Origin of the sequence: Rhizobium sp. BK008 (assembly GCF_014197345.1) — a bacterium.
In the GTDB taxonomy this organism is placed as follows: Bacteria; Pseudomonadota; Alphaproteobacteria; order Rhizobiales; family Rhizobiaceae; genus Rhizobium; species Rhizobium anhuiense.
Window position 1 is genome coordinate 235,360 of the sequence record NZ_JACIFK010000008.1, and the last position, 25,832, is coordinate 261,191.

Here is a 25,832-nt window from a genome sequence, read left to right on the forward strand (position 1 = left end):
CCCTTACCTGTCCTTCTTGCGGTACATCGAAAGCATCCGCTGCGTGACGAGGAAGCCGCCGAAGATGTTCACCGAGACGAGCACGAGGGCGACGAAACCGAAGCCGGTCGCAAGCCCGCTTGTGGAGATGCCGACCGCCAGAAGCGCGCCGACGACGATGACGGAGGAGATCGCATTGGTGACGGCCATCAGCGGCGTATGCAGTGCCGGCGTCACCGACCACACGACGTAATAGCCGACGAAGATCGACAATACGAAGATGGCGAGCTGGAAGACGAAAGGATCGATCGCCCCGCCGGTCGCAGCACTTGCCGCTTCCGGTGCCTGGGCCGCCGCCGTGATGACGGCGGTCACCGCCTGGTCGAGCTGCTCCAGCGCTCTGTCCATTGCTTCACTGGCCATCAGATGTCTCCCTTCTTCGCGCCGCCGAAGGCGGGATGAACCACGTCGCCGGCATAGGTCAGCATCGTCGCCTTGACCAGCTCGTCATCGAGATTGACGACGACGCGGCTGGTTTCCTTGTTGACCATGGTCTCGAGGAAGGTGACGAGATTCTTGGCGTAAAGCGCCGAGGCGCTGGCCGCAACCCGGCCCGGCATATTGGCGAAACCGATCACCCTGACGCCTTCGACATCGGCGATCTCGCCGGCGACGACGCCCTCGATATTGCCGCCGCGCTCGACCGCAAGGTCGACGGCGACCGCCCCTGATTTCATCCCGGCAAGCATGGCGCGCGAAACGAGCCGCGGCGCCGCACGACCGGGAATCAGCGCGGTGGTGATGACGATATCCTGCTTGGCGATATGTTCGGCTACCAGAGCCGCCTGTTTCGCCTGATAGTCGGCGGACATTTCCTTGGCGTAGCCACCGGCCGTTTCCGCCGCCTTGAATTCCTCGTCCTCGACGGCGATGAACTTGGCGCCGAGCGAAGCGACCTGCTCCTTGGCGGCGGGGCGAACGTCGGTGGCTGAGACCGCCGCGCCGAGACGACGCGCGGTCGCGATCGCCTGGAGACCGGCGACGCCGGCGCCCATGACGAAGACCTTGGCGGCAGGGACGGTGCCGGCCGCCGTCATCATCATCGGCATGGCGCGGTCATAGACACCAGCCGCCTCGATGACGGCCTGGTAGCCGGCGAGATTGGCTTGGGACGAAAGCACATCCATGGACTGGGCGCGGGTAATGCGCGGCATCAGCTCCATTGCGAAAGCCGAAAGCCCGGCACTTGCCAGAGCCGCGATCGCTTCGTCATTGCCGTAGGGATCCATAATGGCGATGACCACAGCACCGCTTTTATAGCCTGAGATTTCCGATCCGCTGGGACGGCGCACCTTCAGCACCACGTCGGCGGAGGCCGCATCGGCAAAACTGCCGATCCTGGCCCCAGCAGCCCCGAACTCCCCGTCCGGAATGCGCGAAGCCGCACCGGCGCCGGCTTCGACGACAACGTCGAAGCCGAAACTCTTCATTTTCTTCACGGTCTCGGCGGAGGCGGCGACACGCGTCTCCTCGCCCTCAGTTTCTCTCGCAACAAAAACAATATTGCCCAACTGCCCCCTCCTCCGGGTCAGCCGGACCGCCACAGGCTAGCCTGCGCGGGCCAAGCACCTAGTTCACAAAGCTTCGGAGAAGCTCTCCTCCCTCAGAGCGCCGTGCACCTTTCGGACGCACAAAGGACGCTCTGACCCTCCGAATCTACGCGATTAGCGGAGCAGGACGATGCCGATGGCGAGAAGAATGATGAAGACGAAGAGGCCGCCCAAAAGACCGGCGCCGCCGAAGAAACCGGCTGTCATTGCAAGCAGGAGGACGATGAGCAGCATCGAGCCGTATTTCGCGCCGGCGATGAACATGTCGTAGGTCTTTTCATGTTCCTTGTAATCCATCGGCGCGCCGGTCTCGACCGGTCCGGTATGATGTTCGGCCATAAATATCGTCTCCCTGAAATGCCTCTGCGCTGCCTGATTCCCCCGCTCTTGCGAGGGAAGTCCCTACGTGCAGGGATTACACAATGACAGGCGAAAGCGCAATGCATGAGAATGCCGCAGGCGCGGCTGACAACCACTATGTCAGAGGCCCGGAAAGAGCCCGAAGAGCGGCTGATATCTCTGCATTCGTCGCCCAATTCATCGGCCCCGCGGACATCGTCCCTCCGTCGGGGCAAGGACAAATCACAGCGGCAGGTCGGTGCCGAGCTCGCCTTGCGGCACGAAGCGTGCCGTCGGAATGATGGTGAGCGGCGGCAAGGTGTCGTTGGGATTGCGCGAAAACATCATGCGCTGCTCGCTGGCGCTGGAGATGAAGAAGGGATAACGCGTCAACAGCTTGCGCCCCACCTCGATCACATTCGTCGCCATCAGCGTCATGTCGATCCCGTAATTCTTCGCCAGCCGGCCGGGAACGACCGTATCGGCGTAGAAGACCCGCTTGTAAAAAGCCGCATGCGGCGGCCGAACGAACTGAAGAACGCGGTCCGCACGGAAATACGCTGCCGCCACGATGGTCGGCCTCAGCGTCAGATAAGGGATCCAGGGCAGATCGGCGGTGAGCTCGGGGTCGGCCGCAAAACGCGCCGGATCGATCAGGGTCAGTCCTGCATCCAGAAGCTCGTCCATCGCCTCGGGGAAGGCGCCGCCGGACTGGCTGAGGCGATGCTCGGGTGTCACATAATGAACCCGGATCGTACTGACCAGCTCACCATAATAATACAGTCCGAAAATATAGGCGTGGCTGTCGAAATCGCTATCGTCAAGCAGCCCCTTCGGGGCGAGCGCCAGCACGTCATGGGCCTTGTAGGCCTTGTAGCGCAACCGTTCCACCTCTTCCATGTCTTCGCTGCTTTCGACGCGGCGATACTCGACATGATCCAAAATTTCCAAAATCTTTGTGCTGAAATCGCTACGCTTGAACAGTGTTTCTGACATTTCTCGATCCGCTCGTTAACGGATCATTAATCATACGCCAGTGAAATTTAGGCAAGGAAATCCGATAATTTCGGCCGTTTTTAAATTGTTAAGGTTAACGCGGCGCGTGACTTTCAGTGGAGAAAATCGGCCGATGAAGAGCGCTCAGGCGACTTTGTTGCGACGGCGTTGAACGACGCGGCGGCCGATGCCCTGCTGCAGCAGCGGGATATTTTGGGAAGGCACAGGCTGCGAGAAAACGTAGCCCTGCACAAGATCGGCACTGCGGTGCTTGTTGAGCAGTGCGAGCTGCTCCTCGGTCTCGACGCCCTCGATGACGATCTTCAGGCCCAGTTCGCGGGCGAGATGGACGGTGCCGCGCAACAGCTTGAGCCGGCGGGTATCCTCGACGATGTTACGCACGAAGGAGCGATCGATCTTGACGATATCGAGCGGCAGCGTGTCGAGATAGCTGAGGCTGGAGAAGCCGGTACCGAAATCGTCGATGGCAATGGTGATGCCGCGAGCCCTGAGCTCCGCCAGGATGGCGCGTACCGCCGCCGGCTCGTCTATCAGGCAGCTCTCGGTGACTTCGAGATGCAGCCGCGCCGCATCGAGGCCGGAATGCGCAAGCGCATCGGCAACCACCGCAAGGATGTCGGCATCGCGCAGGTCCCGCGCCGAGAGGTTGACCGAGACGGCGATATGGTCCGGCCAGTTCATGCATTCGCTGCACGCCTTGAACAGGACGAAACGGGTGATGTCGGAGATGATGCCCATATCTTCGGCGAGCCGGATGAAGACGTCGGGCGGGATCGAGCCCTTCTCCGGATGCACCCAGCGCGCCAATGCCTCGGCGCATTCGATGCGTGAGCCGTCGGCCCGGAACATCGGCTGGAAGACCAGATGCAGCGCCTGCGCCGACACTGCGTCGCGCAGATCCGCCTTCAGCTTCTGCTGCTCGATATAACGGCCGTCCATCTCCCGCTCGAAGCCTGATATGCCGCCCCTGAAGCGCGACTTGCTTTCAAACAGCGCCAGATCCGCCTTGACGCTCCATTCATCCATCGCAAAAGCGGTGCTTTCAAGGATCGCGTAGCCGGCGCTGAGCGAAACGAGGAAGGTCAGCTCGTCGACCTCATAATGACCCTGGATCGCGGCGTGCACGCGACGAATCTCGATGTCGAGCGAAGCCGGCTCCTTGGCATGCGGGAAGAACAGGATGAACTGGTCTCCCATCAGCCGGCCGAGGATGGCATTGCCGGAGGCCTGCTTGATGCGGGCGGCGATGGCACAGAGCAGATGGTCGCCGGTGACGTGGCCGCGCATGTCGTTGACATGTTTGAACTCGTCGATATCGAGGACCATGAAGCCGAGCGGCCCGGACTTCCTCTGATGTTTGCCGAGATACTCCTGCACAAGCTGCCCGAAATATTCGCGGTTCGGCAGGCCGGTCAGCGCATCGAAGCGGACCATGTGCATGATCTTCTGCTCTGCCTTCACCCGGCTCGACACGTCCTCGAAGATCAGCACGGCGCCGCCATCGGCCCTTCGGCTGGCGGAAAATTCGAGCGACAGGCCCTCGGGGAAATGAATGAGCGTGCGCGACAGGTTACCTTCGGCAACCTGGGTGAGCTGACGCAGGATCAGCTCCGGCTGCGAGGCGTCCATGAAGCTGTAGCGCGCGCCATAGCGCAGCACGGCGCCGAGGTCGCGATCCTTCAACCGCTCCGGCGCACCGATCTTCAGAAGCTCGCAGGCCTTGCGATTGACGACCTGGATACGGTTTTCGGCATCGACCATGACCAGGCCATGCGGCATGTTGTTGAGCGCCGTATCGAAGCGGTCGGCGATGATGGTGATTTCCCGGCGCGCGATGACATTCTCATAGAGGAACTCGCGCACGCCGTTTGCCATCGCCCGCGTCGTCAGCCAGAAGGGAATGAGGAAGATCGACAGCAGGCCGCGATAAAAATCCAGCGCCAACAGGCTGCAGACGATCATCGGCAGACAGCAGGAGAAGGTCTGAAGGTCGACCGCCAGGCGTGAACCGTAATTGCGGCCGACGACGGAGACCATCGTCGCCATCGTGACGGCAATGCAGGCAAGCTCCGCAAAGGAATCGTGCACGACGAAGATGGCATAGCCGCTGGCGATGCCAAGCAAGGCGGTGGTGCAGGCCGCACCGGCAACCAGGATCCGCTCCCAACGCTCTATTCCGGCGCGCGACAGGCTTTCCTTGTCGACGCAATCGAACTGCCGGAAGATGACCATGCGAACGCAGAAGACCAGAAGGAAGGCGGCCGCCAGCGGGATATAGACGAAGAACTGCGTCTTGGCGGCAACGGCAAGGCACGTGGCGACATGCACGATCACGCCAGCAAGAAGCGTCATGCGATTCCCGGAAAGGGAACTCACAAACGACAGATACACATCTATAGGGACCCTGTTCGGGTTATCTGGCTTCATCCACACTTTCCCTGTGCGCGGGAATTCTAAGCCCAACCCTTTAAAAATTGATTTCAATGGAATCAAACATTTGGTCAAATTTTCTAAAACCAGAGGATGAACAGCACAGCCTACGCGAGATAATGCATCCTTCTCGCGAGTTTATTGAAATAATTTATCCACGCCTGGGTTGTCGAAATATTCGACGCTCCTAAAGCACGACCGGCGCGGATAAGACTATACTCCAAGGCCAGCCATTTATCCTTCCAATTTCAAAGGCCGTAGTCTACATCGGTTGCAAAGGGAAAACTGCCGGAAAACCGGCAGGATAAGAACAAGGGGAGAAAATGTCGGTACTTCTGGCCGCCAGTCGGCTGATCGACTCGATCAGCCAGTTCATGGGCAAAATTTCCGAATATATGGTGCTGTTCTGCTGTCTGATCAGCGCCGGAAACGCCATCGTCCGCTATGCCTTCAACTACAGTTCGAACGGCTGGCTTGAGATCCAGTGGTATCTCTTCGCCTTCGTCGTCATGCTCGGCGCCTCGCATGCGCTGCGCAACAATGAGCATGTCCGCGTCGATCTGATCTATGGCTCGGTTTCCGACAGGGCGAAGATCTGGATCGACATTGTCGGCCTTATCGTCTTCCTCCTTCCCGCATGCATCTTCCTCACCTGGATTTGCTGGCCCTTCTTCGCGCTTTCCTACCAGCAGGGGGAAATATCGGGCAATGCCGGCGGGCTGATCCGCTGGCCCGTCAAGCTGGTCCTCGTCGCCGGTTTCGGGTTGCTTTCACTTCAGGGCATTTCCGAACTGATCAAGCGGATCGCAGCCCTTACCGGCCATATCAGCATCGATATGAAATACGAAAAGCCGCTGCAGTAGCGCGGGCTGGGAGAAACGGATTTGTTTGATTTCGGCATTATCCCGCCGGCCATGTTCCTGGGCATGGTCATCTTCATGCTCTACGGCTTTCCGGTCGCCTTTTCGCTCGCCGCCGTCGGCCTGTTCTTCGGCATTATCGGCATCGTCACCGGCCATTTCGGCGAGGTCTTCCTGCAGGCTCTGCCGCTGCGCTTCTTCGGCATCGTCTCCAACGACCTGCTGCTCGCCATCCCCTTCTTCACCTTCATGGGCGCGGTGCTGGAGCGCTGCGGGCTGGCCGAGGATCTGCTCGAAGGCACCGGCAAGCTCTTCGGTGGCATACCCGGCGGCCTCGCCTATGCCGTCATCCTCGTCGGCGCCGTGCTCGGCGCCATCACTGGCACGGTGGCCGCCTCCGTCATCACCATGGGGGTGATCTCGCTGCCGATCATGCTGCGCTACGGCTACAGTCCCCGCCTTGCCACCGGCGTCATCGCCGCCTCGGGCACGATCACCCAGGTGATCCCGCCCTCGCTCGTGCTCGTCGTTCTCGCCGACCAGCTCGGCAGGTCGGTCGGCGACATGTATCTCGGCGCGATCGGTCCCTCGATCCTGCAGGTGACGATCTTCGTGCTCTTCATCCTGGTGATGTCGATCATTCGGCCGAAGTCGATGCCGCCGCTGCCGAAAGAGGTGCGCGGCGACTTCAACTGGGCGCTGCTCGTGAAGGTCCTGATGGGCATGGTGCCCTCGATCGTGCTGATCTTCCTGGTGCTCGGCACGATCTTCATGGGCCTTGCGACGCCGACCGAAGCCGGCGCGCTCGGCGTTGTCGGCGCCATGCTGCTCGCCGCCATGAATCGTCGCCTCACCTGGCCGCTGATCCGCGAGGCGATGACATCGACCACGCATATCACCTCGATGGTGGTGATGATCCTCATCGGCTCCACCTGTTTCAGCCTTGTGTTCCAAGGCATGGACGGCTCGCGCTGGATCGAGCACATGCTGTCGGGCATACCAGGCGGCCCGGTCGGCTTCCTGATCTTCGTCAACATCTTCATCTTCGTGCTCGCCTTCTTCCTCGATTTCTTCGAGATCGCCTTCATCGTCATCCCGATGCTCGCCCCCGTCGCCTCCAGTCTCGGCATCGACCTGATCTGGTTCGGCGTGCTGATCTGCGTCAACATGCAGACGAGCTTCATGCACCCGCCCTTCGGCTTCGCGCTCTTCTACCTGCGCTCGATCGCCAGCAAAGACGTCAAGACCTCGGATATCTACATGGGCGCACTCCCCTGGGTCGGCATGCAGCTGATCCTGGTGGCGATCGTGATTTTCTGGCCGCAATCGGTAACCTATTGGCTGGATCGCGGCCCGAAGGTCGATCCGAACTCGATCAAGATCGAAGTCCCGGGCTTCGGCGGCCAGCTCGGCCTGCCGCCGCTGGGCGGCGGCGGCAACGGCTCACCGCAGATCCCCGGCCTGACCCTGCCGCCACTGAACGGCCTGCCCGGAGCACCGCCGCCACCTGCCAAATAGCAGCCCAGAAAAACAAAACCCCGGACGGAATCCGGGGTTCTGCCATTGCGTTCATCTCAACTGCCGAGCTTGCCGGCGGAAAGCTTAAAGCTTCCCAGCCCGCTGCTGGATCATCATGAACGTGTCGAAGGTGTATTCCGAAAGCTGCATCCAGAGATAGGCATCCCGCTTGAAGGCGGTCTGATCGTCGTAGATCTTCTTGAAATACTGGTTGGTGCCCGAGATTTCGCTGTAGATGCCGGTCGCAGCCTGGAAGCATGCTTCCATGATCTCCTGGCTGAACGGGCGCAGCGTCGCGCCTTCCGCAACGAGCTGCTTCAGCGCCGTCGGGTTCTTCGTGTCGTACTTCGCCAGCATATTGGTGTTGGCGAAGGCGCAGGCATCGGTCAGGGCTGCCTGATAATGCTTGGGCAGGCTGCTCCATTTTTCGAGATTGAAGAATCCGTGCACCGTCGGGCCACCTTCCCACCAGCCCGGATAATAGTAGTACTTCGCCACCTTGTGGAAGCCGAGCTTCAGGTCGTCATAGGGACCGACGAATTCGGCCGCATCGATCGTGCCTTTTTCCAGTGCCGGATAGATGTCGCCGCCGGCGATCTGCTGCGGGATCACGCCGACCTTTTCCATGACACGGCCGGCAAGGCCGGCAATGCGCATCTTGACGCCCTTGAGGTCGTCGAGCGTATTGATTTCCTTGCGGAACCAGCCGCCCATCTGCGCACCGGTATTGCCGGCCGGCAGCGCATACATGCCCTGTGTGGCATAGAATTCGTTCATCAGCTTGTTGCCGTTGCCTTCATAATACCAGGCATTGGTCAGGCGGCTGTTCAGGCCGAACGGAATGGCCGTTCCGATGGCATAGGTCGGGTCCTTGCCGACGAAATAATAGGAGGTGGTGTGGGCTGCCTCGACCGTACCGGCGGCGACGGCATCGACGGCCTGCAGGCCCGGCACGATTTCACCGGCCGCAAAGGGCTGGATCGTGAAATTGCCGTCGGTGGCGGCGGCAACATGCTTGGCGATATCCTCGGCTCCGCCATAGATCGTATCCAAGCTCTTCGGAAACGACGATGTCATGCGCCACGCGATCTTCGGATTCTCCTGCGCGATCGCAGGCGCTGCCAATGCCGTTGCGGCGACCGCACCGGCGCTGGCGGTTCCCGCCTTCTTGAAAAACGAACGACGATCCATCAAAAACCTCCCATATAGATGGCACTGCGCGGCCAGTCTTCACCCCTACCCGCAGCGAGGGCAAAGCTAAGCATGGCAGTGGCCGCGATTCAAGCTTTAGTCTATTAGCCTTTGGCATCAAGATGGCAATAGGACGGCGCACACGTACCCATCAGAATCAGCGGCTTAGCGGCAAACGCCAGCGGCGGCACCGCCTCCGCCGCAATTTGCCTGGCTGATACAGCCAAACGTTGACTTGACGGCTGTTCTGGCGGCAGAAATGACCAGCATAAGATTTTTGACCGGGGCTGATATGAAGAAACCGATCGTTGCCATTCCTGCCGATATCCGTAGCTTCGACGGCGCCACCTGGCACGCCGCGCAGCATCAGTATCTGCGTGCTGCATTGAATGCGGCGGGCGTCATGGCCTTCATCATCCCCGCTTTCGAGGAAGGCTACGATACCGACGCGATTCTCGACCGCGTCGACGGCCTGCTGGTTTCCGGCTCGGCCAGCAATGTTCATCCCTCGCTCTACGGCGCCGAGGCGAGTGACAAGGACGGCCCTTTCGACCCTGCCCGCGACGCCACCAGCCTGCCGCTCATCCGCCGCGCCATCGACCGCGCCATCCCGATGCTCGCCATCTGCCGCGGCATCCAGGAGCTGAATGTCGCCCTCGGCGGCTCGCTGGCAAGCGAGATCCAGGAGCAGCCCGGCATCTGGGACCATCGCCGGCCGGAAGGCGTCGACCGGGACGGCATGTACGCCGTTCGCCAGAGCGTCCATGTCAAGGAAGGATCCTGCATCGCCGGCATTCTCGGCCCGGGCGAGGTCCGCGTGAATTCCCTGCATCGCCAGGCGATTGCCAGGACCGCCCCGCGCCTGCAGGTGGAAGCGACCGCCGAGGACGGCACGGTGGAAGCCGTTTCCGTCATCGACGCCAAGGCCTTCGCCGTCGGCGTGCAATGGCATCCGGAATATTGGGCTGAAACCGACAAGCCTTCGAACAAGCTGTTCGCCGCTTTCGGCGACGCCGTCCGCGCCTATGCCGCCGGCAAGCTGCCAGCCATCCCCGCGCAGGCAATCGCCTGATGCTGCGGCGCCGACGCGCCGTGCGTTAGACAGCGCGCTTGAGCCGGCCGCAGAGTCGATGCGACACGCCTAAGCCTTCTGCGGCGTCTCCGGCACCGGCGTCAGCGCCGCACCGTTCTCGAACCAGGCGATGAGATTGTCAGCGACGAGATCGGCCATCGCATTGCGCGTCGGCACCGACGCGGAGGCGACGTGCGGCAGCAGCACGGCATTGGCCGGCTCCAGCAAGTCGGCCGGCACGGTCGGCTCTTCATAGAAAACGTCGAGGCCGGCCGCTCCGAGCGCGCCGGAAGCGAGGGCAGCACTCAGCGCCTGCTCGTCCACCGTCCAGCCGCGACCGACATTGACGAGAATGCCGTTCGGGCCGAGTGCGGCCAGAATATCGGCATCGATCGTCTTGTGCGTTTGCGGCGTCTTCGGAACGATCGCGATCAGCGTATCCACCGCTTCCGCCAGCCCCTTCAATGTCGGGTGATAATCGTAGGCCACATCGGCATGGCGCGACCGCGTGTGATAACTGATCTTCACCTTGAACGGCTCGAGCCGCTTGGCGATTTCGAGCCCGATGCGGCCAAGACCATAAAGCCCGACATGGCGGCCCTTGAGCGAGAAGCGCGACAGCGGATAGGCAGTGCCCGGCTTCCAGTTGCCCGCCCGCAGCCAGGCTTCGGCCCGCGGCAACTCGCGGACCGTATTCAGCAGCAGGCCGATCGCCGTATCGGCGACCTCGTCGTTCAGGACATCAGGCGTATTGGTGACGACGATGCCTTTCTCGGCAGCATGTTTCACATCGACGCCGTCATAACCGACACCGAAATTGGCGACCACCTCGACTCCAGGCAGTTGGTCCATCCAAGCGCCCGGAAACGGGCCGGAAACGGCGACGCCGCGGATACGGCCGGCGGTCTCGCCCTCAAGCGCAAGCCTTTCCTCGCGTGCGACGGCGATGATATCAAAACGATCCTTCAGCCTTTCGAGAACACGCTCGTGTATCTTCCCAGGGACGAGAATGGCAATGCGGGACATGGCTTTTCCTCTTGGATGACGGTCTTGGTTCAAGCGCGGGGCCGATGGGGACTGGTGGATTGGCGAATGCGCATTTCCGGTTTGATCAGATGCATGCCGTCAGGCTCGTGGCTGCCGGCAAGGCGATCGAGCAGCGCCCGGGCGGCCAGGCGCCCGACTTCGGTCTGGCCGTTCCAAACAGTCGTCAGCGCCGGAGTGGCGATCGAGGCTTCCTCGAGATCGTCGTAACCGGTGACGGAAATATCGCGTCCGGGCACCAGGCCGGCGCGCGCAATGCCGTTCATCAGACCGATCGCCACGAGATCGTTCCAGCAGACGGCCGCCGTCGGCTTCTGCGGCAGCGACAGGAAATGTACGGCGGCCTCGAACCCGCCCTGCTTCGAGCGCGGGCCGGGAATGCGCAGGTTCGGATCGACCTCGATGCCGGCCTTGCGCAGCGCATTGACATAACCCTGGTAACGATCGCGGCCGGTGGATGTCTGGTCCGTGCCGCCGATCATGGCAATCGAGCGGTGGCCGAGGCCGATCAGGTGATTGGTGGCAAGCGAGATCCCGTAGCTGTCGTCACCGCGATAGGTCGGCAGGTCCTGCCCTTCCATCGAGCGGGCGACCAGGATCGCCGGCATGCCGTTTTCTTCCGCCAGTTGCACGTCCTCAGGCGGCGTACCGATCGCCGGCGACATGATGACGCCGTCGCCGCCGAGCTGCAGAAGCGTCTCGATGAAGGTGCGCTGCTTCTCGACATTGTCGTAATGGTTGGACAGGATGAAGGTGTGGCGGCTGCGGTCAAGCTCGCTTTCGATCGCCTTCAGGATCTCCCCATAGAAGGGGTTCATGATGTCGTGGACGACGACGCCGATAATGCCGGAGCGCGAGGTGCGAAGGCTGGCGGCGCGGCGATTGTAGATATAGCCGAGCGCGCGCGCCTGTTCCTTGATTTTCTCCCGGGTATTGCCGGCGACGAGCGGGCTGTCGCGTAAGGCAAGCGATACGGTCGCCGTTGAAATGCCGAGTGTTTCGGCGATTGTCGAAAGCTTGATTTTCTGGACCACGTGTCCTCCTCCAGGCAGCACGCAAGACAGGCAAGACCCCGCCGGAAGCCGGCGCGGCCCTTAAAATGTTTAATTAAAAGATTTAATCGGCGGAAGCAATTCGTCTTTCAGGGAAATTTCAGTCTTCGTCCGGTTCTTCGATATGAATGGCTTCGGCCTGCAGATTGGCATCGATCGCCTTCAGCAGGCGGACGAGATTGCGGATTTCCTTTTCGGAAAACTCCTGCGTCGCCAGCTTGTCGCAGGCCGAAGCCGCCATCTCGATCCCCTGCACGCTGCCGCGGCCGAGTTCAGTGAGATAGACCTTGGTGAGGCGGGCATCCTCGGCATCGGGCTTGCGCTCGAGGAAGCCCTGCGCCTCCATGCGGCCGATCGTGCGCGTCATCGTCGGCGCCTTGACGCCGAGCTTCTGGGCAAGGCCGCCAGCCGTCATGCCGTCGCTCTCGGCAAGCGCGAGAATGACGCCGTCCTGGCCGGCATAGAGGCCGCTTTCAAGCAGGTTGCGCGACAGCACCGTACGCATGGAACGCGCCGCCTGGGTGAGCGCCGGAGAGAGATCGACGAGCGAATACTCGGTCTGGTCCTTTTTCTTGGACTTGTTCTTTTTGCCGTCCTTGTGCTTCTTTCCCATAGCCATCCCTTTGATCTTTAAGCCCCGGCGCCGCTGCGATATGACATTGCCCAGGATCTCGTCATAAACAAGAGGCTACGACCGGATGATGACGCCTTCGCCGCGCTTCGAGGACAGCAACCCGGCCTTTGCCCCGGACGGAGGCCGTCTGATCGCCGTGCTGCCGCTCGGCGCCCATGAACAGCACGGCCCTCACCTGCCCTTTGAAACCGACACGCTGATTGCCGAAGGTATCGCCGGACGATTGAAGATGGCCTTGCCTGCCGGCCGGCCGGTCACCTTTCTGCCCGCCGAATCCGTCGGCTATTCCATAGAGCATATGGATGTTGAAGGAACGAAGTCGCTGGCTTTCGACGAAGCGGTGAACCGCTGGCTCGGCATCGCTGAACGCTTGGCGAAGCAGGGCATCCGCAAATTCGTGATGCTGAACGCCCATGGCGGCAATTCGCCCTTGATATCAATCGTCGCGACCGAGGCGCGGATCCGCTTTGCCATGCTGGCGGTGGCGACGAGCTGGACCCGCTTCGGCGTGCCCGACGGCGTGGTCGCGCAGGAGGAAAAGGCGATCGGTATCCATGGCGGCGATATCGAGACCTCGGTGATGCTGGCGCTTCATCCCGACAAGGTTGATATGGCGAAGGCGGCGGACTTTTCCTCGCGGCAGACGGAGTTTGCCGCGCGTTTCAAACATCTGCGCGCCTACGGGCCGCACGCCTTCGGCTGGAAGATGTCGGATCTCAATACCGCAGGCGCAGCAGGCAACGCCGCGGCCGCGACGGCAGAAAAGGGTGAAGCGCTGATTACCCACGCGGTGAAGGGACTGGCGGAATTGCTCGAAGATGTCGATGCATTCGACGTCACGCAACTCCGATGAAGATGCGTCACCTGCACCGGCCAGACGATGTGATCTTATAACATTATAAAACCCTTTGAACTGCCACGCCCAAGCCATTATATGAGACCAACCGTTCAAGCAGCCGATCCCAGCCGCTCGGCCGCACGCCTAATCCTAGAGGTTCTCATGACCGACGCGATCTCCACCCAGAAGCCTATTCCCGTTACCGTGCTCACCGGTTATCTCGGCGCCGGCAAGACGACCTTGCTCAACCGCATCCTGTCCGAAAATCACGGCAAGAAATATGCGGTCATCGTCAACGAGTTCGGCGAAATCGGCATCGACAACGACCTGATCGTCGAGTCGGACGAGGAAATCTACGAGATGAACAATGGCTGCGTCTGTTGCACGGTGCGCGGCGACCTGATCCGCGTCGTCGAAGGCCTGATGCGCCGCCCCGGCCGCTTCGACGGAATCATCGTCGAGACGACGGGCCTTGCCGATCCGGTCCCGGTCGCCCAGACCTTCTTCATGGATGACGATGTGCGCGCCAAGACCGAGCTCGACGCCGTCGTCGCCCTCGTCGACGCCAAGCACCTGCCGTTGCGTCTGAAGGACAGCCGCGAAGCCGAAGACCAGATCGCCTTCGCCGACGTCGTCATCATCAACAAGAGCGACCTCGTGACCCCGGAAGAACTTGATGTGATCGAGGACATCGTCCGCGCCATCAACCCGGCCGCCCGCGTCTACAAGACCAGCCGCTCCGGCGTCGATCTCGCCCGCGTGCTCGACCAGGGCGCCTTCAACCTGGAGCGCGCGCTCGAAAACGATCCGCATTTCCTGGAGCACGGCCATGACGACCATGTCTGCGGCCCCGATTGTGATCACGACCACCACCATCATGACCACGATCATCATGATCATCACGGTCATGACCATCACCACGATCATCATCATGGTGCGATGTCGGCGATCCACGATATCACCGTGCAGTCGGTGTCGCTGCGCGGCGGCCAGATGAATCCGGAGCGTTTCTTCCCCTGGATCCAGAAGATTACCCAGACACAGGGGCCTAATATTCTGCGTCTCAAGGGCATCATCGCCTTCAAGGACGATCCCGAGCGCTACGTCGTTCAGGGCGTGCACATGATCATCGAGGGGGATCACCAGCGGCCGTGGAAGGAAGGCGAGAAGCACGAGAGCCGTCTCGTCTTCATCGGCCGCGATCTTGATCGCGCAAAGCTTGAAGCCTCCTTCAAGGCCTGTGAGGCAGCCGCCTGATGCCGACAGTTGCACCGCTTGATCTCGACGGCCACGTTCTGGCCGTCGAATTTTTAGGTGATGTTCCCTTCTTCGCAACCGCAAACGGTACATTCCACCGGCTGGACGGCGGCGACAGGGTTTCCGAAGCCCATCAGGGCATGCTCACCGTCATCCGCGATCCCTATAGCGAGAGTCTGATCTCGGGCGGCGAGGACGGTAAGGTGCTGCGCATTGCCGCCGACGGTAGCGTCAGCGAGATCGCCACCGCGCCGCGCAAGTGGATTTCGCAGGTCGCAGCCGGCCCGCAGGGTGCCGTTGCCTATTCCTACGGCAAGAGTTCGCTCGTCCGCCTTGCCGACGGCACGACCAAGGAATTCCCCGAAGAGCGCACGGTCGAAGGCCTGGCCTTTGCGCCGAAAGGCCTGCGGATTGCGGCCGCGCGCTACAACGGTGTGTCGCTGCATTGGATCGGCATGAACGCCAAGCCGGTCGATCTGGAATGGAAGGGTGCGCATACCGGCGTCACCTTCTCGCCGGATGGTAATTTCCTCGTCACCTCGATGCAGGAAAACGCGCTGCACGGCTGGAAGCTCGACATCAAGCCCGGCGCTGAGGCCCGCCACATGCGCATGACCGGTTACCCCGCCAAGGTCAAATCGCTCTCCTGGTCGGTCAAGGGCAAATGGCTCGCCTCTTCGGGCGCGCCGGCGGCAATCGTCTGGCCCTTCCAGGGCAAGGACGGGCCGATGGGCAAGGCACCGCTGGAACTCGGCACCCGCGCCAATATCATGGCGACCGCCGTAAAATTCCATCCGCTCGAGGACATCCTCGCCATCGGCTTCATCGACGGCATGATCCTGGCCGTGCGCATTGCCGACAGCAAGGAGGCGCTGCTGCGCCGCCCCGGCAAGGGGGCGATCACGGCGATGAGCTGGAGCAAAAACGGCAAGCTGCTTGCCTTCGCCTCCGAAGCCGGCGATTGCGGCGTCATCGATATTTCGGCTTGAGGCCACATAGCCGGCGATGAATGACATTTCGATCGAGCCGGACATCGTGGCGCTCGCGGCCGACCACATGCAGGCGGCCGCCGGTATCAGACGTGTCTCCTTGTGGCAGCGGCTGCCCTGGCTGCCGGACCTGCATACGCCGGCCGAAGAAGAGCAGTATTGGCGCATGCATCTGCTGCCGAACTGCACCATCTTAGGTGCTGCCATGGCCAACCGGCTGGTCGGCGTCATCGCCTATGGCGACAACTGGATAGAGCAGCTTTACATCCTTCCCGGCTTTCAGGGCATGGGCATCGGCTCTCTGCTTCTCGGCCGCGCCAAGGAGGAGATGGACGAGATCAGGCTCTGGACGTTCCGGCGCAATATCGGTGCACGCGCTTTCTACGAGAAACACGGCTTTACCGCCGAGGAGGAGACCGACGGTGCCGATAACGAGGAAAGAGAGCCGGATGTGCTCTATCATTGGCGCCGGCGTCCGACGCTGACACCGGCCCTGCAACCGTCCAGCAACTAGAATAAAGCTTGCCAAATGCCTTGCCCGGGCGAAACATGAACCACGCAGCAAGCGCTTGCGCCGGCGCCTGGCTGACAGAGGAAACGGAAATGCCGAAATCAACCGGCCTCGGTTTGGCCGAGCAACAGACGCAGGCTTTGGGCGGCGCATCCGTCTGGGCGGTGATCCGCGCCGAAGCGGCCGAGCTTGCCGCACGCGAACCGATATTGCAGCGGCTGCTGGCCGCGCAGGTGACGGACACCGCCGGCAATGAGGATATCATCGCCCGCGTGCTGGCCGCCCGGCTTTCGGTGGCGCAGGTGGAAACGGGGGATATCTTCGATCTCATCCGATCCACATTGAACGACGATATCATGCGGCAGGTCGAGGCCGATCTCATCGCCGTGCGCGAACGCGATCCGGCCTGCACGACATTTCTGCACGCACTTCTCAATCTCAAGGGCTTTCATGCGCTGCAGACGCACCGCATCGCCCATGCGCTGTGGATCGCCGGCCGGCCGGAGATCGCCAGCTGGCTCGCCAATCTGGTTTCGCTGGTCTTCGGCCCGGATATCCATCCGGCAGCAACGATCGGCGCGTCGATCATGCTCGACCATGGTTCGGGCATCGTCATCGGCGAAACGGCTGTCATCGAGGACGAAGTGTCGATCCTGCAGAACGTCACGCTCGGCGGCACCGGCAAGGAGACCGGCGATCGCCACCCGAAGATCCGCCACGGCGTGATGATCGGCGCGGGCGCCAAGATCCTCGGCAATATCGAAATCGGCGCCTTCAGCAAGGTCGCCGCCGGCAGCGTCGTGCTGAAGCCGGTGCCCACCCATTGCACGGTCGCCGGCGTGCCGGCAACGCTCGTGCGCGTCCACCGCGCCGACGAAATCCCGGCCGAGACGATGGATCAGAATATCTAGGGTCGCTCTGAGATGGGGAATTCGCCCGATCCTACGCGGCCTGCTGATTCTCTCCGAAGGCTTCGACCCGGTTGCGGCCTTCGCGCTTCGAACGATAGAGCGCCTCATCCGCCTTCTGCATCAGCCGTTCAAAATCTTCATCGTTTTCCCGACGCGCGGCAACGCCGATGCTGAGCGTCGGAAAGATCGCCAGATCCGGCCGCTGCATGACGGCGGCGGCGAAGGTGAGACGGATGCGCTCGGCAATCGCCACCGCATCTTCGCAGGAAATATTTTTCAGCACCGCCAGGAACTCATCCCCGCCTTGACGGGCGAGCAGATCGCCGGACCCCATGATGCCTCTCGCAACACGGGCGAAAAGCTGCAGGATATCGTCGCCGGCGGCGTGGCCATGCCGGTCGTTCAACTGCTTGAAATGATCGATATCGATGATGAGCAGCGATGCCGGCTGAGAACCGAGAGCGGGCAGACGCTGCGCAAGGCCGCCGCGATTGAGCGCGCCGGTCAGCGGATCGTGGTGCGCGAGTTCCATCAGCTGATTTCGGCTGCGCTCGGCGGCCATCAGCACCATCGCCATGCTGCGGAGCATGATGAACGCGACCGCCGATACCGCCATCCAGCTATGGACCACATTGGCGCCGAAAGGATCCGGCCCGCCGATCTCGCCGGTCGCCGCGAGAATGCTGCGAGCCGCAAAGATCGCGGCAGTGCAGACATAGAGGCCGACAAGCAGGGCTGCCGAATAAAGCCTCTCGCGCCGGACAATGCTGATTGCCTCCCTTGCGACGGCAAGATCACAGAGGCAGCAGATGACCGAGACGTAGAGGAGCCTCGCCGATACCGCCGAGGGATCGCTGACGATGAGCACGACAGGCACGCTGACGAGCAAGATGGCCAACCAGAAAGAACGCTGGTCGAGCGCTCGCCCCGAAAACACGCGTACGGCAAAGAACATCAGCATGTAGCCGGCGATGGTGACGATATTGCCGCCGTCGATCGAGACCGAATAGGGAACGAGATTGCGCAACGCGACGAGGAAAGACCCGATGCCGACAAGAAGGTTGCTCAAGCCCCACCAGAGCGGCCACCGCTCAAAGCGACCGGTCGCATAGGCTGCAAGCTGGAGAATGCCCAGTACGAAGCAACTCACGGCAACAATGAAATAGATTGTCCTGAGATCCAGCAACATGGCGCTTTCCCGAAGTTCTGGCGGGGAAGCTACAGCAAGCGCTTTGCGGTTTGATTGGAGGCTTCGCTAAGACTTTAACGATCGCGGTTTTTCCGCTGCAGCACAATTCAAGGGATGCTGCCGTCAGGCGGCCCGCACCGTGCCGATGATATCAGCCAACAGACCATGCAACAGATCCCGGTAGCCGTTTCGGGCAGACGGACCGCTCTCTTCCGAAGTCATGACGACGGTGAGATCGAGCGACGGGACGATGTAGAGCATCTGCCCGCCGTAACCCCAGGCGAAATGCACCTCTTCGCCGCCGATCTGCCGCGTGAACCAGCCATAGCCATATGCATCGCCGGAGAAGCGCGAGTTGGTGCGAGGCTGCCACGACTGGGAGATCCAGTCGGCAGATACGATCTGGCGGCCGTCGGCAGTCTTGCCGCCGTTGCGATAGAGTTCACCGAAGGCAAGCAGGGACCGGGCGCTCATCGCCATCTGATTGCCACCGAGATAGATGCCCTGCGGATCGCGCTCCCATGCGCCGATGCGGAAACCATCGACCGGACCGAGCCATTCCTGCGCCAAGGCCAGCGTCGACCGCCGGCTGACCTTCGTGAGAATGGCCGAGAGCAGATGCGTGGACGCGGTGGAATAGAGCATCTCGCCACCGGGCTGATCGACGAAAGGCTGCGAGAGCGCAAAACGTACCCAGTTGCGCGAGGAAACCCAGCGGCCGTAGTTCGCCCCCGACATGCGATCGAGCCCGGCTTGCATGGAGAGAAGATTGCCGATGGTGATGTCGTTGAGGCGCGGATCCGGCGTTAGCGGGAGATCGACCTTCAGGATCGGCGCGATCTTCTGATCCGGCCCCGAAAGCAGGCCTTTGTCGATGGCGATACCGACCAGCGCCGAAATGATCGATTTCGAAGCGGATTTGATATTGGTCGATTCCGCCGGCGAATGACCATGAAATCCGCGTTCGGTAAGCACACGCCCATCGCGAGCAACAATCACCGTCTTTAGAGGCCGCATCGCAGGATCGGTCGCCACTCGATCGAGACGCGGCCCAAGCCCACCGGCGGTGGAAGCCGTGCTCTGGGCAACCGCCAATTCCGCCGCTGCAAGCGGCATGCAGAAGAGAAGCAGAAGGGAGAGAAGACGGATCATCTGGCGCAAGATAGGATATCGCCGCGCCATGTTCGCGTGACTGCGGCACTTTTCACGCGATTGTGTTTCCGCGCGCGATGCTTACCCAGGTGACCGCAGCTGGGCTCGCGCCCAAAAGAATAATCCGCGCCGCAACCACGACAGGCCCGCCTGCCTCCATGGTCAAGCGGCGCGGATATTGCCGGACGGCGAAAGGACGTCCAACCCCGACCGACCCATCGACACAGCTCAGGCCGCGCGGCGAACCGGCGCGCTGGCCAGCATGCGCCCCGAGGGGACGATCATGCCGGCCGCGCCGTCAAGCCAGCCTTCCGTGAGCTCGAGCGCAAGAAAGCGCGAGCGTTCGAACGGACCCGGCATGACAAGATGGCGAGCCTTTTCGGCAAAAAAGCCGAAACGCTCGTAATAGGCAGCATCGCCGACGAGCAGGACGGCGCCATGCCCGCGGTTCTTCGCTTCAAGGATCGCAGCCCGCATCAGCGCCGCACCGATGCCCTTGCCGCCATGTTGCGAGGCAACGGCAAGCGGCCCGAGCAGCAGCGCATTGATCGGCGTACCTTCGTCATTGACGCCGGCCTCGATGTTCCAGAGCCGCACCGTACCGATGATCCGGCCGTCGCGGTCACGCGCGACGAGCGCAAGACCCTCGGCCGGGACGCGGTTACGGCGGATCTTCTCCGACGATTTCTTGCGGCGATCCGCGCCCATGACGCGGTCGAGCAGGTTTTCGCGAGCAACGACATCCGAGGGATTCTCGGCGTCGATGGTGAAAGTGGTGGGCGCAAAGAATGCGCGGACAGAATCAAGAACAGCGGCCATCTTGGCCTCCCGTACCCAATACCGTTATCAGCGGCGATGAAGGAAAATTGTGAAGTTGCCGCCCCAGCTGGTTACGGGGCCGGCGGAAACGACCTCAGATGACGTAGGCCTTCAGCGGTTCGAAACCATTGAAAGCGACCGCCGAATAGGTCGTCGTATAGGCGCCGGTGCCTTCGATCAGGACCTCGTCGCCGATCGAAAGGGAGATCGGCAGCGGATAGAGGTTCTTCTCGTAGAGCACGTCGGCCGAATCGCAGGTCGGGCCGGCGATGACGCAGGGCTCCATCTCGTCGCCGTCGTGCTCCGTGCGGATCGGATAGCGGATGGCTTCGTCCATCGTCTCGGCGAGACCGCCGAACTTGCCGATGTCGAGGAAGACCCAGCGGGCATCGTCATTGTCCGACTTCTTCGAAATCAGAACGACTTCCGCCTTGATGACACCGGCATTGCCGACCATGCCGCGGCCCGGCTCGATGATCGTCTGCGGGATCTGGTTGCCGAAATGCGTGCGCAGCGCCTGGTAGATCGACTTGCCGTAAGCTTCTGCGGACGGAACGTCGCGCAGGTACTTGGTCGGGAAGCCGCCGCCCATGTTGACCATCTGCAGGTGGATGCCCTGCTTGGCAAGCGATACGAAGACACGCTTGGCATCGGCGAGCGCCGAATCCCAGGCATCGACCTTGGTCATCTGGGAACCGACATGGAACGAGACGCCGTAGGACTGCAGGCCAAGCTGATGAGCGTAGACGAGAACGTCGACGGCCATCTGCGGAACGCAGCCGAACTTGCGCGACAGCGGCCATTCAGCGCCTTCGCCATCGGTCAGCACGCGGCAGAAGACGCGGGCGCCGGGAGCGGCGCGCGAGATCTTCTCGACTTCCTCGTGGCTGTCGACCGCAAAGAGGCTGACGCCGAGCGCATGCGCGCGGGCAACGTCACGTTCCTTCTTGATCGTGTTGCCGTAGGAGATGCGGGCGGCGGTCGCACCGGCTTCGAGCGCCATTTCGATTTCGGCTACGGATGCGCAATCGAAATTGGAGCCGAGGCCTGCAAGCAGCTTCAGCACTTCCGGGGCCGGGTTGGCCTTGACGGCGTAGTAGATGGCGCTGTCCGGCATGGCGTGACGGAAGGCGTGGAAATTGTCGCGAACGACGTCGAGGTCAACCACGAGGCAGGGACCGTCGGGACGTCGGGTTGCGAGAAAGTCGCGGATGCGCTGGGTGGTCATATCGATTCCCTCTTCCAATTCCAGAGCTCCGGCATGAACCGGAGGACAAAGGGCATACGATAGCTCGCATTGGAACCAGCCGGTGGAGACCCCGGAACCATAGCAAGCGCTCGATGCGCGGATAGTGAACCAACGCCGCGGACGCGGTGTAAGTTCGGCTTTGTCTGCCATGGATTGGAGGGAGAATCCCAACCGCACTTCCGGCAATGATGGTGTGCCTCTTCAGTAACCCCCGCTGATGGAAAGCAGGGAGAGAACAAAAAGGCCCGCACCGTCGTTGCTTCAGGCGTCCTCGCATTTTCCGGTTGGCCGGAATAGCGACTGGAGGGGTTAATTCCAGGTACCTTACCGATTTCCTCACCAATTCGAGGGTTCGGCGGACACCCATGGGCACGTGCGACTTTGGGCTGAGTGGGAAATAAGAATATTCGCCTTCATAATCAAGCGATTTTTTAATCTGGGGCCAAAAAAATAATTGAACAAAATCGCCCAATTTGTTCAACATTCCGAAACAGCTTCGGGAACAGCCATGGACACCTTGACACGCATACGGGCCTTCATCGATGTCGTCGAGGCCGAAGGCTTTTCCGCCGCGGCGCGGCGCACCGGCCGCTCGAAGGCGCTGCTCTCCAAATATGTGCGCGAACTGGAGGATGAGCTCGGCGCCCTGCTGCTCAACCGCACCACCCGGCAGTTCTCAATGACCGAGGCTGGCCATACCTACTACCGCACCGCCTCCGATATCCTGAAGGAGATCGACAACCTCGCCGATCTCGTGCGTGAAAACAATGCACAGCTCAAAGGGCGGCTTCGCATCTCGGTGCCGCGCACCTTCGTCGATGCCGATGTCGGCCAGTCGCTGATCGATTTCGCCAAGGAGAACCCGGACCTTTCGCTGGAGATCGCCGCCGACGACCGGTTCGTCGACCTGATCGAGGAAGGTTTCGACGTGGCGATCCGCGTCACCAAACTCGAGGATTCCGGCATGATCGCCCGCAAGATCTCGGATTTCCGCGTCCATCTCTGCGCCACCCCGGAATTTCTCGAACGCCATCCCGATCTCGAGCACCCCAGCGACATTTCCAACGTCCCCTTCATCGTCGACACCAATGCGCGCACCCAGGCAAGCATCCGCTTCCACAATCCCGACAACACCTCGTTCGCCGTCGCCGTCAGCGGACCGATCGAGGTCAACAGCCCGCATGCGACATTGCGCGCAGCGCTCGCCGGCATCGGCATCGCCCTCATCCCGGATTTCATCGCCCGCAAGCCGATCGAGAGCGGCGCACTGGTGACGCTGTTCAACGACTACCTCCCGACCGACCGCGGCATCTACGCCGTCTATCCGCATCGGCGCTATCTGCCGGCCAAAGTGAGGATCTTCGTCGACTACCTGCACAACTGGTTCAAGAAACATCCATAATGGGGCGGATGCGACATTCCGTCCGCGCCAGCCACCACTAACCCGGTCCCAATTCCGTCCCAATTTCTGGCAAGAAGTCAGGGTCACCGAACAGGGCAGCGGAACAGATGAAACATTCGACGATATTGATGGCCGCGCTTCTTTCGCTGGCGCCGGCCGCCGCCTTTGCCCATCCGCACATCTTTGTGGAGGCGCGTCTCGAAGTTGTGGCCGGCAAGGACGGCAGCGTCGAGGAACTGCGCAATGTCTGGCGCTTCGACGAGGTCTTCTCCTCCTCCGTCGTCATGGATTTCGACAAGAACACCGATCTGAAGCTGGAGCCGAACGAACTCGCCGAGGTCGGAAAGACGGTGAAGCAATCGCTCGCCGATTACGACTACTACATGAACCTGACGATCAACGGGAAGAACATCACCGTCCAGAAGCCCGACATCATCCATGTCGACTACAAGGACGGCCAGCTCTTGATGTTCTTTGCGGTGAAGCCGGTGGAGAAGATGCCACTCAAGGGCAGGCTCACCTTCGGCGTCTACGACCCGACGCTCTATACCTCGATCGATTTTCCCACAGACGGTGAACTGGCAACGGTCGGCGACGGTTTCAAGGCCTGCAAGCATCAGGTGGTAAGGCCTGATGCCGACCAGGTGATCTCGGAAAACAAGCAGTCACTGACGGACGCCTTCTTCAACGATCCCACCGGCACCAACATGTCCAAACTCTTCGCCACCCGGCTGGAGGTCACATGCTGACGAAACGGTTACCCCTCACCCTTTCCGCTGCAGCTCTCGCGCTGCTGACGGCGGCAAGCCTCGCCCATGCGCAATCGCCGCTCGGCATCGGCACGGCGGAGCCGAGCTTCCAGCCGACCGGCGGGCCGCTCGCACCGCTTCTGCTCTACGTGAACTATGAGCAGCAGGCCTTTTACCGGGCGCTGACCGGTGCCTTGAAGGCCATGCGCCAGGACCCGTGGCAGCTGGCATCGCTGATCGGCCTCTCCTTTGCCTACGGCGTCTTCCATGCCGCTGGCCCCGGCCACGGCAAGGCGGTCATCTCCTCCTACATGATCGCCAACGAGGTCGAGTTGAAACGCGGCGTCGTGATTTCCTTCATTTCGGCCTTCGTCCAGGGCGTGATGGCGGTAGCGCTGGTCGGCGGCGCCTGGCTGGTGCTGCGCGGCACCGGTATCACGCTGACGGCGGCGACCCATGCGATGGAAATCGCAAGCTTCGTCATGGTCATCCTCTTCGGCGGCTGGCTGCTGTTCCGCAAACTGCGCTCGATGGTGGGCAACATGCCGCGCCGCCGGCTGATGGCGACGTCCGCCGGCCCGGTCAGCATGATGCTCGACTGGAAGGACAATGCGGCCGAGCGCCAGGTCTATGCCTTCAACGGCAAGGCACAGGCCATCGACGCCGGCCATACCTTCGTTCCCGGCATGGCCTGCGAGACCTGCGGCAATGCCCATGTGCCTGATCCGGCCCTGCTCGCCGGCGACAGGTTCAGCGCCCGCGAGGCCTGGTCGGCGATCGTTGCCGTCGGTCTGCGCCCCTGCTCGGGCGCACTGCTGGTCATGACCTTCTCGCTGCTGAACGGGCTCTATCTCGGCGGCGTGCTTTCCGTCGCCGCCATGTCGCTCGGCACGGCGATCACCGTTTCCCTGCTTGCCACACTTGCCGTCACGGCCAAGGGGGCGGCCGTCCGACTCTCCGGACGCGGCTCGACCGCCTCGATCTGGGTCGGCAACGCCATCGAAATCCTCGGCGCCGTGCTCGTCATGCTGATGGGCGCCCTGCTGCTCGGGGCCTCGCTGCAGGGGTAGAGCTGTAGCCCTATTTCTCTCTGCCGCGCTGATAGCGCGCCCGCAGCCAGAACACCGCGAAGAACGCCATGATCAGGCAGACGCCGACGGCAATCGCCAGTGTCGGCGAGAAATTGCCGATCCACAGCACGATGGTCGGCAGGAAATAGATGACCAAGGCGGCACCAAGCAGGATGATGCCGGCGGCTGTCGCCTGCGAGCGGCTCTCCGGACTCATACGAGCCTTTCCTTTTCGAGATCGGCGCGGATATCCTGCAGGCGGCGGATCTGGTTGCCGGCGGCGTCGAAATTCTCAGGCGAAAGCCAGGCCTCGAAGGCATCGTTGATCATCGGCCATTCGACATCGATCATCGAGAACCAGGCGGTATCGCGGTTGCGATGCTTGGAAATCATGTGCTGGCGGAAGACGCCTTCGAAGCTGAAGCCGTAACGCGCGGCCGTCGTCTTGCTCGCCTCGTTCTTATTGTCGCATTTCCATTCGTAGCGGCGGTAGCCGAGATCCTCGAACACGTGCTTGGCCATCAGATAATGCGCCTCGGTCGAAAGCGGCGACCGCTTCATCTCGGCGCCGTGCGCCACTCCGCCGATCTCGACGACGCCGTTTGCCGGGTCGGCGCGCATGTAATTCGCCATGCCGACAATCTTGCCGGTGGCGTTGTCACGGAAGATATGGGTGAGCCAGCCGGACTTGGTGTGGACGGCTTCCAGCCAGTTGGCGAAATCGTCGATACCGGAGAAATCGTCCTGCGCGAAATAGAGAAGCAGCGGGTTGATGCCCATACCGCCGAGCCCGTCCCACAGCGCCTCGAGATGTTCCGCGCGCCGATAGGGCTCGACGGTGACGAAACGACCCTTGAGCGTGACCGGCGTCGGCGCCGGGCAACCGTTGAAATTTGCTAGATCGCGCATGTTCACTCCCCTTGTCTAGGAGTGGATAGGCCAGCCGCCCG

26 protein-coding genes are annotated in these 25,832 nt (G+C 61.6%); 11 read left to right on the forward strand and 15 right to left on the reverse strand.

Annotated elements, in window-relative coordinates:
- Positions 1-3: 3 nt before the first annotated feature.
- The 5 genes from FHT69_RS27115 to FHT69_RS27135 all read right to left on the reverse strand — a co-directional run bounded on the left by FHT69_RS27115 (position 4) and on the right by FHT69_RS27135 (position 5,372).
- Entirely contained in the window at positions 4-402 is a 399-nt protein-coding gene (locus FHT69_RS27115; protein WP_003542949.1) for a proton-translocating transhydrogenase family protein, read from the reverse strand.
- Complete coding sequence (locus tag FHT69_RS27120; protein ID WP_063475308.1) at positions 402-1,550, reverse strand: Re/Si-specific NAD(P)(+) transhydrogenase subunit alpha; 1,149 nt, start codon at positions 1,548-1,550, stop codon at positions 402-404. The genes FHT69_RS27115 and FHT69_RS27120 overlap by 1 nt, the downstream gene beginning before the upstream one ends.
- Positions 1,551-1,703: 153 nt before the next feature.
- Positions 1,704-1,928 carry an aa3-type cytochrome c oxidase subunit IV gene (locus FHT69_RS27125; RefSeq protein WP_047616350.1) on the reverse strand — a complete coding sequence of 75 codons (225 nt, stop codon included), beginning with the start codon at positions 1,926-1,928 and terminating at the stop codon, positions 1,704-1,706.
- Between the two features lie 243 nt (positions 1,929-2,171).
- Complete coding sequence (locus tag FHT69_RS27130; RefSeq protein ID WP_047616349.1) at positions 2,172-2,924, reverse strand: N-acyl amino acid synthase FeeM domain-containing protein; 753 nt, start codon at positions 2,922-2,924, stop codon at positions 2,172-2,174.
- Between the two features lie 144 nt (positions 2,925-3,068).
- Positions 3,069-5,372 (reverse strand): putative bifunctional diguanylate cyclase/phosphodiesterase, encoded by a 2,304-nt coding sequence (locus FHT69_RS27135; protein WP_047616347.1) that lies wholly within the window; start codon positions 5,370-5,372, stop codon positions 3,069-3,071.
- Positions 5,373-5,698: 326 nt separating this feature from the next.
- Between FHT69_RS27135 and FHT69_RS27140 the strand changes: the two genes are divergently transcribed.
- Both FHT69_RS27140 and FHT69_RS27145 read left to right on the forward strand, forming a co-directional pair.
- The gene (locus tag FHT69_RS27140; protein WP_063475307.1) at positions 5,699-6,238 is read left to right on the forward strand and encodes a TRAP transporter small permease subunit; all 540 of its coding nucleotides are present in this window, start codon (positions 5,699-5,701) and stop codon (positions 6,236-6,238) included.
- Positions 6,239-6,259: 21 nt separating this feature from the next.
- On the forward strand, positions 6,260-7,753 hold the full coding sequence (locus tag FHT69_RS27145; RefSeq protein WP_183904136.1) for a TRAP transporter large permease subunit: 1,494 nt from the start codon (positions 6,260-6,262) through the stop codon (positions 7,751-7,753).
- A gap of 84 nt (positions 7,754-7,837) precedes the next feature.
- Here the strand turns inward: FHT69_RS27145 and FHT69_RS27150 are convergent, their stop codons facing one another.
- Positions 7,838-8,944 carry a TRAP transporter substrate-binding protein gene (locus tag FHT69_RS27150; protein WP_018243590.1) on the reverse strand — a complete coding sequence of 369 codons (1,107 nt, stop codon included), beginning with the start codon at positions 8,942-8,944 and terminating at the stop codon, positions 7,838-7,840.
- A gap of 292 nt (positions 8,945-9,236) precedes the next feature.
- On the opposite strand from FHT69_RS27150, the gene FHT69_RS27155 reads away from it, so the two are divergent.
- Positions 9,237-10,016 (forward strand): gamma-glutamyl-gamma-aminobutyrate hydrolase family protein, encoded by a 780-nt coding sequence (locus tag FHT69_RS27155; RefSeq protein WP_183906204.1) that lies wholly within the window; start codon positions 9,237-9,239, stop codon positions 10,014-10,016.
- 69 nt (positions 10,017-10,085) lie between these two features.
- Here the strand turns inward: FHT69_RS27155 and FHT69_RS27160 are convergent, their stop codons facing one another.
- The 3 genes from FHT69_RS27160 to FHT69_RS27170 form a co-directional block, all read right to left on the reverse strand.
- Entirely contained in the window at positions 10,086-11,042 is a 957-nt protein-coding gene (locus FHT69_RS27160; RefSeq protein ID WP_097595176.1) for a 2-hydroxyacid dehydrogenase, read from the reverse strand.
- Between the two features lie 29 nt (positions 11,043-11,071).
- Positions 11,072-12,094 carry a LacI family DNA-binding transcriptional regulator gene (locus FHT69_RS27165; RefSeq protein WP_003590238.1) on the reverse strand — a complete coding sequence of 341 codons (1,023 nt, stop codon included), beginning with the start codon at positions 12,092-12,094 and terminating at the stop codon, positions 11,072-11,074.
- A gap of 118 nt (positions 12,095-12,212) precedes the next feature.
- Positions 12,213-12,725 (reverse strand): MarR family winged helix-turn-helix transcriptional regulator, encoded by a 513-nt coding sequence (locus tag FHT69_RS27170; protein ID WP_168332561.1) that lies wholly within the window; start codon positions 12,723-12,725, stop codon positions 12,213-12,215.
- Between the two features lie 85 nt (positions 12,726-12,810).
- On the opposite strand from FHT69_RS27170, the gene FHT69_RS27175 reads away from it, so the two are divergent.
- The 5 genes from FHT69_RS27175 to cysE all read left to right on the forward strand — a co-directional run bounded on the left by FHT69_RS27175 (position 12,811) and on the right by cysE (position 17,252).
- Positions 12,811-13,599 carry a creatininase family protein gene (locus FHT69_RS27175; protein WP_097595177.1) on the forward strand — a complete coding sequence of 263 codons (789 nt, stop codon included), beginning with the start codon at positions 12,811-12,813 and terminating at the stop codon, positions 13,597-13,599.
- A gap of 147 nt (positions 13,600-13,746) precedes the next feature.
- Positions 13,747-14,841 carry a CobW family GTP-binding protein gene (locus tag FHT69_RS27180; RefSeq protein ID WP_047616331.1) on the forward strand — a complete coding sequence of 365 codons (1,095 nt, stop codon included), beginning with the start codon at positions 13,747-13,749 and terminating at the stop codon, positions 14,839-14,841.
- Entirely contained in the window at positions 14,841-15,830 is a 990-nt protein-coding gene (locus FHT69_RS27185) for a WD40 repeat domain-containing protein (protein ID WP_047616329.1), read from the forward strand. Before FHT69_RS27180 ends, FHT69_RS27185 begins: the two co-directional genes overlap by 1 nt.
- A gap of 16 nt (positions 15,831-15,846) precedes the next feature.
- Complete coding sequence (locus tag FHT69_RS27190; RefSeq protein WP_063475301.1) at positions 15,847-16,344, forward strand: GNAT family N-acetyltransferase; 498 nt, start codon at positions 15,847-15,849, stop codon at positions 16,342-16,344.
- A gap of 89 nt (positions 16,345-16,433) precedes the next feature.
- Entirely contained in the window at positions 16,434-17,252 is an 819-nt protein-coding gene (gene cysE / locus FHT69_RS27195; protein ID WP_063475300.1) for a serine O-acetyltransferase, read from the forward strand.
- A gap of 31 nt (positions 17,253-17,283) precedes the next feature.
- Here the strand turns inward: cysE and FHT69_RS27200 are convergent, their stop codons facing one another.
- From FHT69_RS27200 to odc2, 4 genes are all read right to left on the reverse strand, one after another.
- Positions 17,284-18,441, reverse strand: a complete 1,158-nt coding sequence (locus FHT69_RS27200; protein WP_063475299.1) for a GGDEF domain-containing protein — start codon at positions 18,439-18,441, stop codon at positions 17,284-17,286.
- 123 nt (positions 18,442-18,564) lie between these two features.
- Positions 18,565-19,593: a serine hydrolase gene (locus tag FHT69_RS27205; RefSeq protein ID WP_183906236.1), complete on the reverse strand. Its 1,029-nt coding sequence runs from the start codon at positions 19,591-19,593 to the stop codon at positions 18,565-18,567.
- 228 nt (positions 19,594-19,821) lie between these two features.
- Positions 19,822-20,412 (reverse strand): GNAT family N-acetyltransferase, encoded by a 591-nt coding sequence (locus FHT69_RS27210; RefSeq protein ID WP_028757641.1) that lies wholly within the window; start codon positions 20,410-20,412, stop codon positions 19,822-19,824.
- A gap of 94 nt (positions 20,413-20,506) precedes the next feature.
- Complete coding sequence (gene odc2 / locus FHT69_RS27215) at positions 20,507-21,640, reverse strand: ornithine/lysine decarboxylase (protein ID WP_016737287.1); 1,134 nt, start codon at positions 21,638-21,640, stop codon at positions 20,507-20,509.
- Between the two features lie 529 nt (positions 21,641-22,169).
- Between odc2 and FHT69_RS27220 the strand changes: the two genes are divergently transcribed.
- The 3 genes from FHT69_RS27220 to FHT69_RS27230 all read left to right on the forward strand — a co-directional run bounded on the left by FHT69_RS27220 (position 22,170) and on the right by FHT69_RS27230 (position 24,882).
- Entirely contained in the window at positions 22,170-23,063 is an 894-nt protein-coding gene (locus FHT69_RS27220) for a LysR family transcriptional regulator (RefSeq protein WP_047616318.1), read from the forward strand.
- A gap of 107 nt (positions 23,064-23,170) precedes the next feature.
- Positions 23,171-23,812: a DUF1007 family protein gene (locus tag FHT69_RS27225; protein WP_047616317.1), complete on the forward strand. Its 642-nt coding sequence runs from the start codon at positions 23,171-23,173 to the stop codon at positions 23,810-23,812.
- Positions 23,806-24,882 (forward strand): nickel/cobalt transporter, encoded by a 1,077-nt coding sequence (locus FHT69_RS27230; protein ID WP_063475298.1) that lies wholly within the window; start codon positions 23,806-23,808, stop codon positions 24,880-24,882. Before FHT69_RS27225 ends, FHT69_RS27230 begins: the two co-directional genes overlap by 7 nt.
- Positions 24,883-24,892: 10 nt before the next feature.
- Here the strand turns inward: FHT69_RS27230 and FHT69_RS27235 are convergent, their stop codons facing one another.
- Positions 24,893-25,099 (reverse strand): hypothetical protein, encoded by a 207-nt coding sequence (locus tag FHT69_RS27235; RefSeq protein WP_047616314.1) that lies wholly within the window; start codon positions 25,097-25,099, stop codon positions 24,893-24,895.
- On the reverse strand, positions 25,096-25,791 hold the full coding sequence (locus FHT69_RS27240; RefSeq protein ID WP_063475297.1) for a GNAT family N-acetyltransferase: 696 nt from the start codon (positions 25,789-25,791) through the stop codon (positions 25,096-25,098). Before FHT69_RS27240 ends, FHT69_RS27235 begins: the two co-directional genes overlap by 4 nt.
- Between the last annotated feature and the right edge of the window lie 41 nt (positions 25,792-25,832).

What these genes read in the sequence shown, in the direction of transcription:
- FHT69_RS27230 (WP_063475298.1), top strand. Translation starts at nt 23,806, where the DNA reads ATGCTGACGAAACGGTTACCCCTCACCCTTTCCGCTGCAGCTCTCGCG.
- FHT69_RS27205 (WP_183906236.1), bottom strand. Translation starts at nt 19,593, where the DNA reads ATGATCCGTCTTCTCTCCCTTCTGCTTCTCTTCTGCATGCCGCTTGCA.
- FHT69_RS27235 (WP_047616314.1), bottom strand. Translation starts at nt 25,099, where the DNA reads ATGAGTCCGGAGAGCCGCTCGCAGGCGACAGCCGCCGGCATCATCCTG.
- cysE (WP_063475300.1), top strand. Translation starts at nt 16,434, where the DNA reads ATGCCGAAATCAACCGGCCTCGGTTTGGCCGAGCAACAGACGCAGGCT.
- FHT69_RS27125 (WP_047616350.1), bottom strand. Translation starts at nt 1,928, where the DNA reads ATGGCCGAACATCATACCGGACCGGTCGAGACCGGCGCGCCGATGGAT.
- FHT69_RS27185 (WP_047616329.1), top strand. Translation starts at nt 14,841, where the DNA reads ATGCCGACAGTTGCACCGCTTGATCTCGACGGCCACGTTCTGGCCGTC.
- FHT69_RS27150 (WP_018243590.1), bottom strand. Translation starts at nt 8,944, where the DNA reads ATGGATCGTCGTTCGTTTTTCAAGAAGGCGGGAACCGCCAGCGCCGGT.
- FHT69_RS27225 (WP_047616317.1), top strand. Translation starts at nt 23,171, where the DNA reads ATGAAACATTCGACGATATTGATGGCCGCGCTTCTTTCGCTGGCGCCG.
- FHT69_RS27135 (WP_047616347.1), bottom strand. Translation starts at nt 5,372, where the DNA reads ATGAAGCCAGATAACCCGAACAGGGTCCCTATAGATGTGTATCTGTCG.
- FHT69_RS27140 (WP_063475307.1), top strand. Translation starts at nt 5,699, where the DNA reads ATGTCGGTACTTCTGGCCGCCAGTCGGCTGATCGACTCGATCAGCCAG.
- FHT69_RS27170 (WP_168332561.1), bottom strand. Translation starts at nt 12,725, where the DNA reads ATGGGAAAGAAGCACAAGGACGGCAAAAAGAACAAGTCCAAGAAAAAG.
- odc2 (WP_016737287.1), bottom strand. Translation starts at nt 21,640, where the DNA reads ATGACCACCCAGCGCATCCGCGACTTTCTCGCAACCCGACGTCCCGAC.
- FHT69_RS27210 (WP_028757641.1), bottom strand. Translation starts at nt 20,412, where the DNA reads ATGGCCGCTGTTCTTGATTCTGTCCGCGCATTCTTTGCGCCCACCACT.
- FHT69_RS27180 (WP_047616331.1), top strand. Translation starts at nt 13,747, where the DNA reads ATGACCGACGCGATCTCCACCCAGAAGCCTATTCCCGTTACCGTGCTC.
- FHT69_RS27155 (WP_183906204.1), top strand. Translation starts at nt 9,237, where the DNA reads ATGAAGAAACCGATCGTTGCCATTCCTGCCGATATCCGTAGCTTCGAC.
- FHT69_RS27220 (WP_047616318.1), top strand. Translation starts at nt 22,170, where the DNA reads ATGGACACCTTGACACGCATACGGGCCTTCATCGATGTCGTCGAGGCC.
- FHT69_RS27130 (WP_047616349.1), bottom strand. Translation starts at nt 2,924, where the DNA reads ATGTCAGAAACACTGTTCAAGCGTAGCGATTTCAGCACAAAGATTTTG.
- FHT69_RS27200 (WP_063475299.1), bottom strand. Translation starts at nt 18,441, where the DNA reads ATGTTGCTGGATCTCAGGACAATCTATTTCATTGTTGCCGTGAGTTGC.
- FHT69_RS27160 (WP_097595176.1), bottom strand. Translation starts at nt 11,042, where the DNA reads ATGTCCCGCATTGCCATTCTCGTCCCTGGGAAGATACACGAGCGTGTT.
- FHT69_RS27190 (WP_063475301.1), top strand. Translation starts at nt 15,847, where the DNA reads ATGAATGACATTTCGATCGAGCCGGACATCGTGGCGCTCGCGGCCGAC.
- FHT69_RS27175 (WP_097595177.1), top strand. Translation starts at nt 12,811, where the DNA reads ATGATGACGCCTTCGCCGCGCTTCGAGGACAGCAACCCGGCCTTTGCC.
- FHT69_RS27115 (WP_003542949.1), bottom strand. Translation starts at nt 402, where the DNA reads ATGGCCAGTGAAGCAATGGACAGAGCGCTGGAGCAGCTCGACCAGGCG.
- FHT69_RS27240 (WP_063475297.1), bottom strand. Translation starts at nt 25,791, where the DNA reads ATGCGCGATCTAGCAAATTTCAACGGTTGCCCGGCGCCGACGCCGGTC.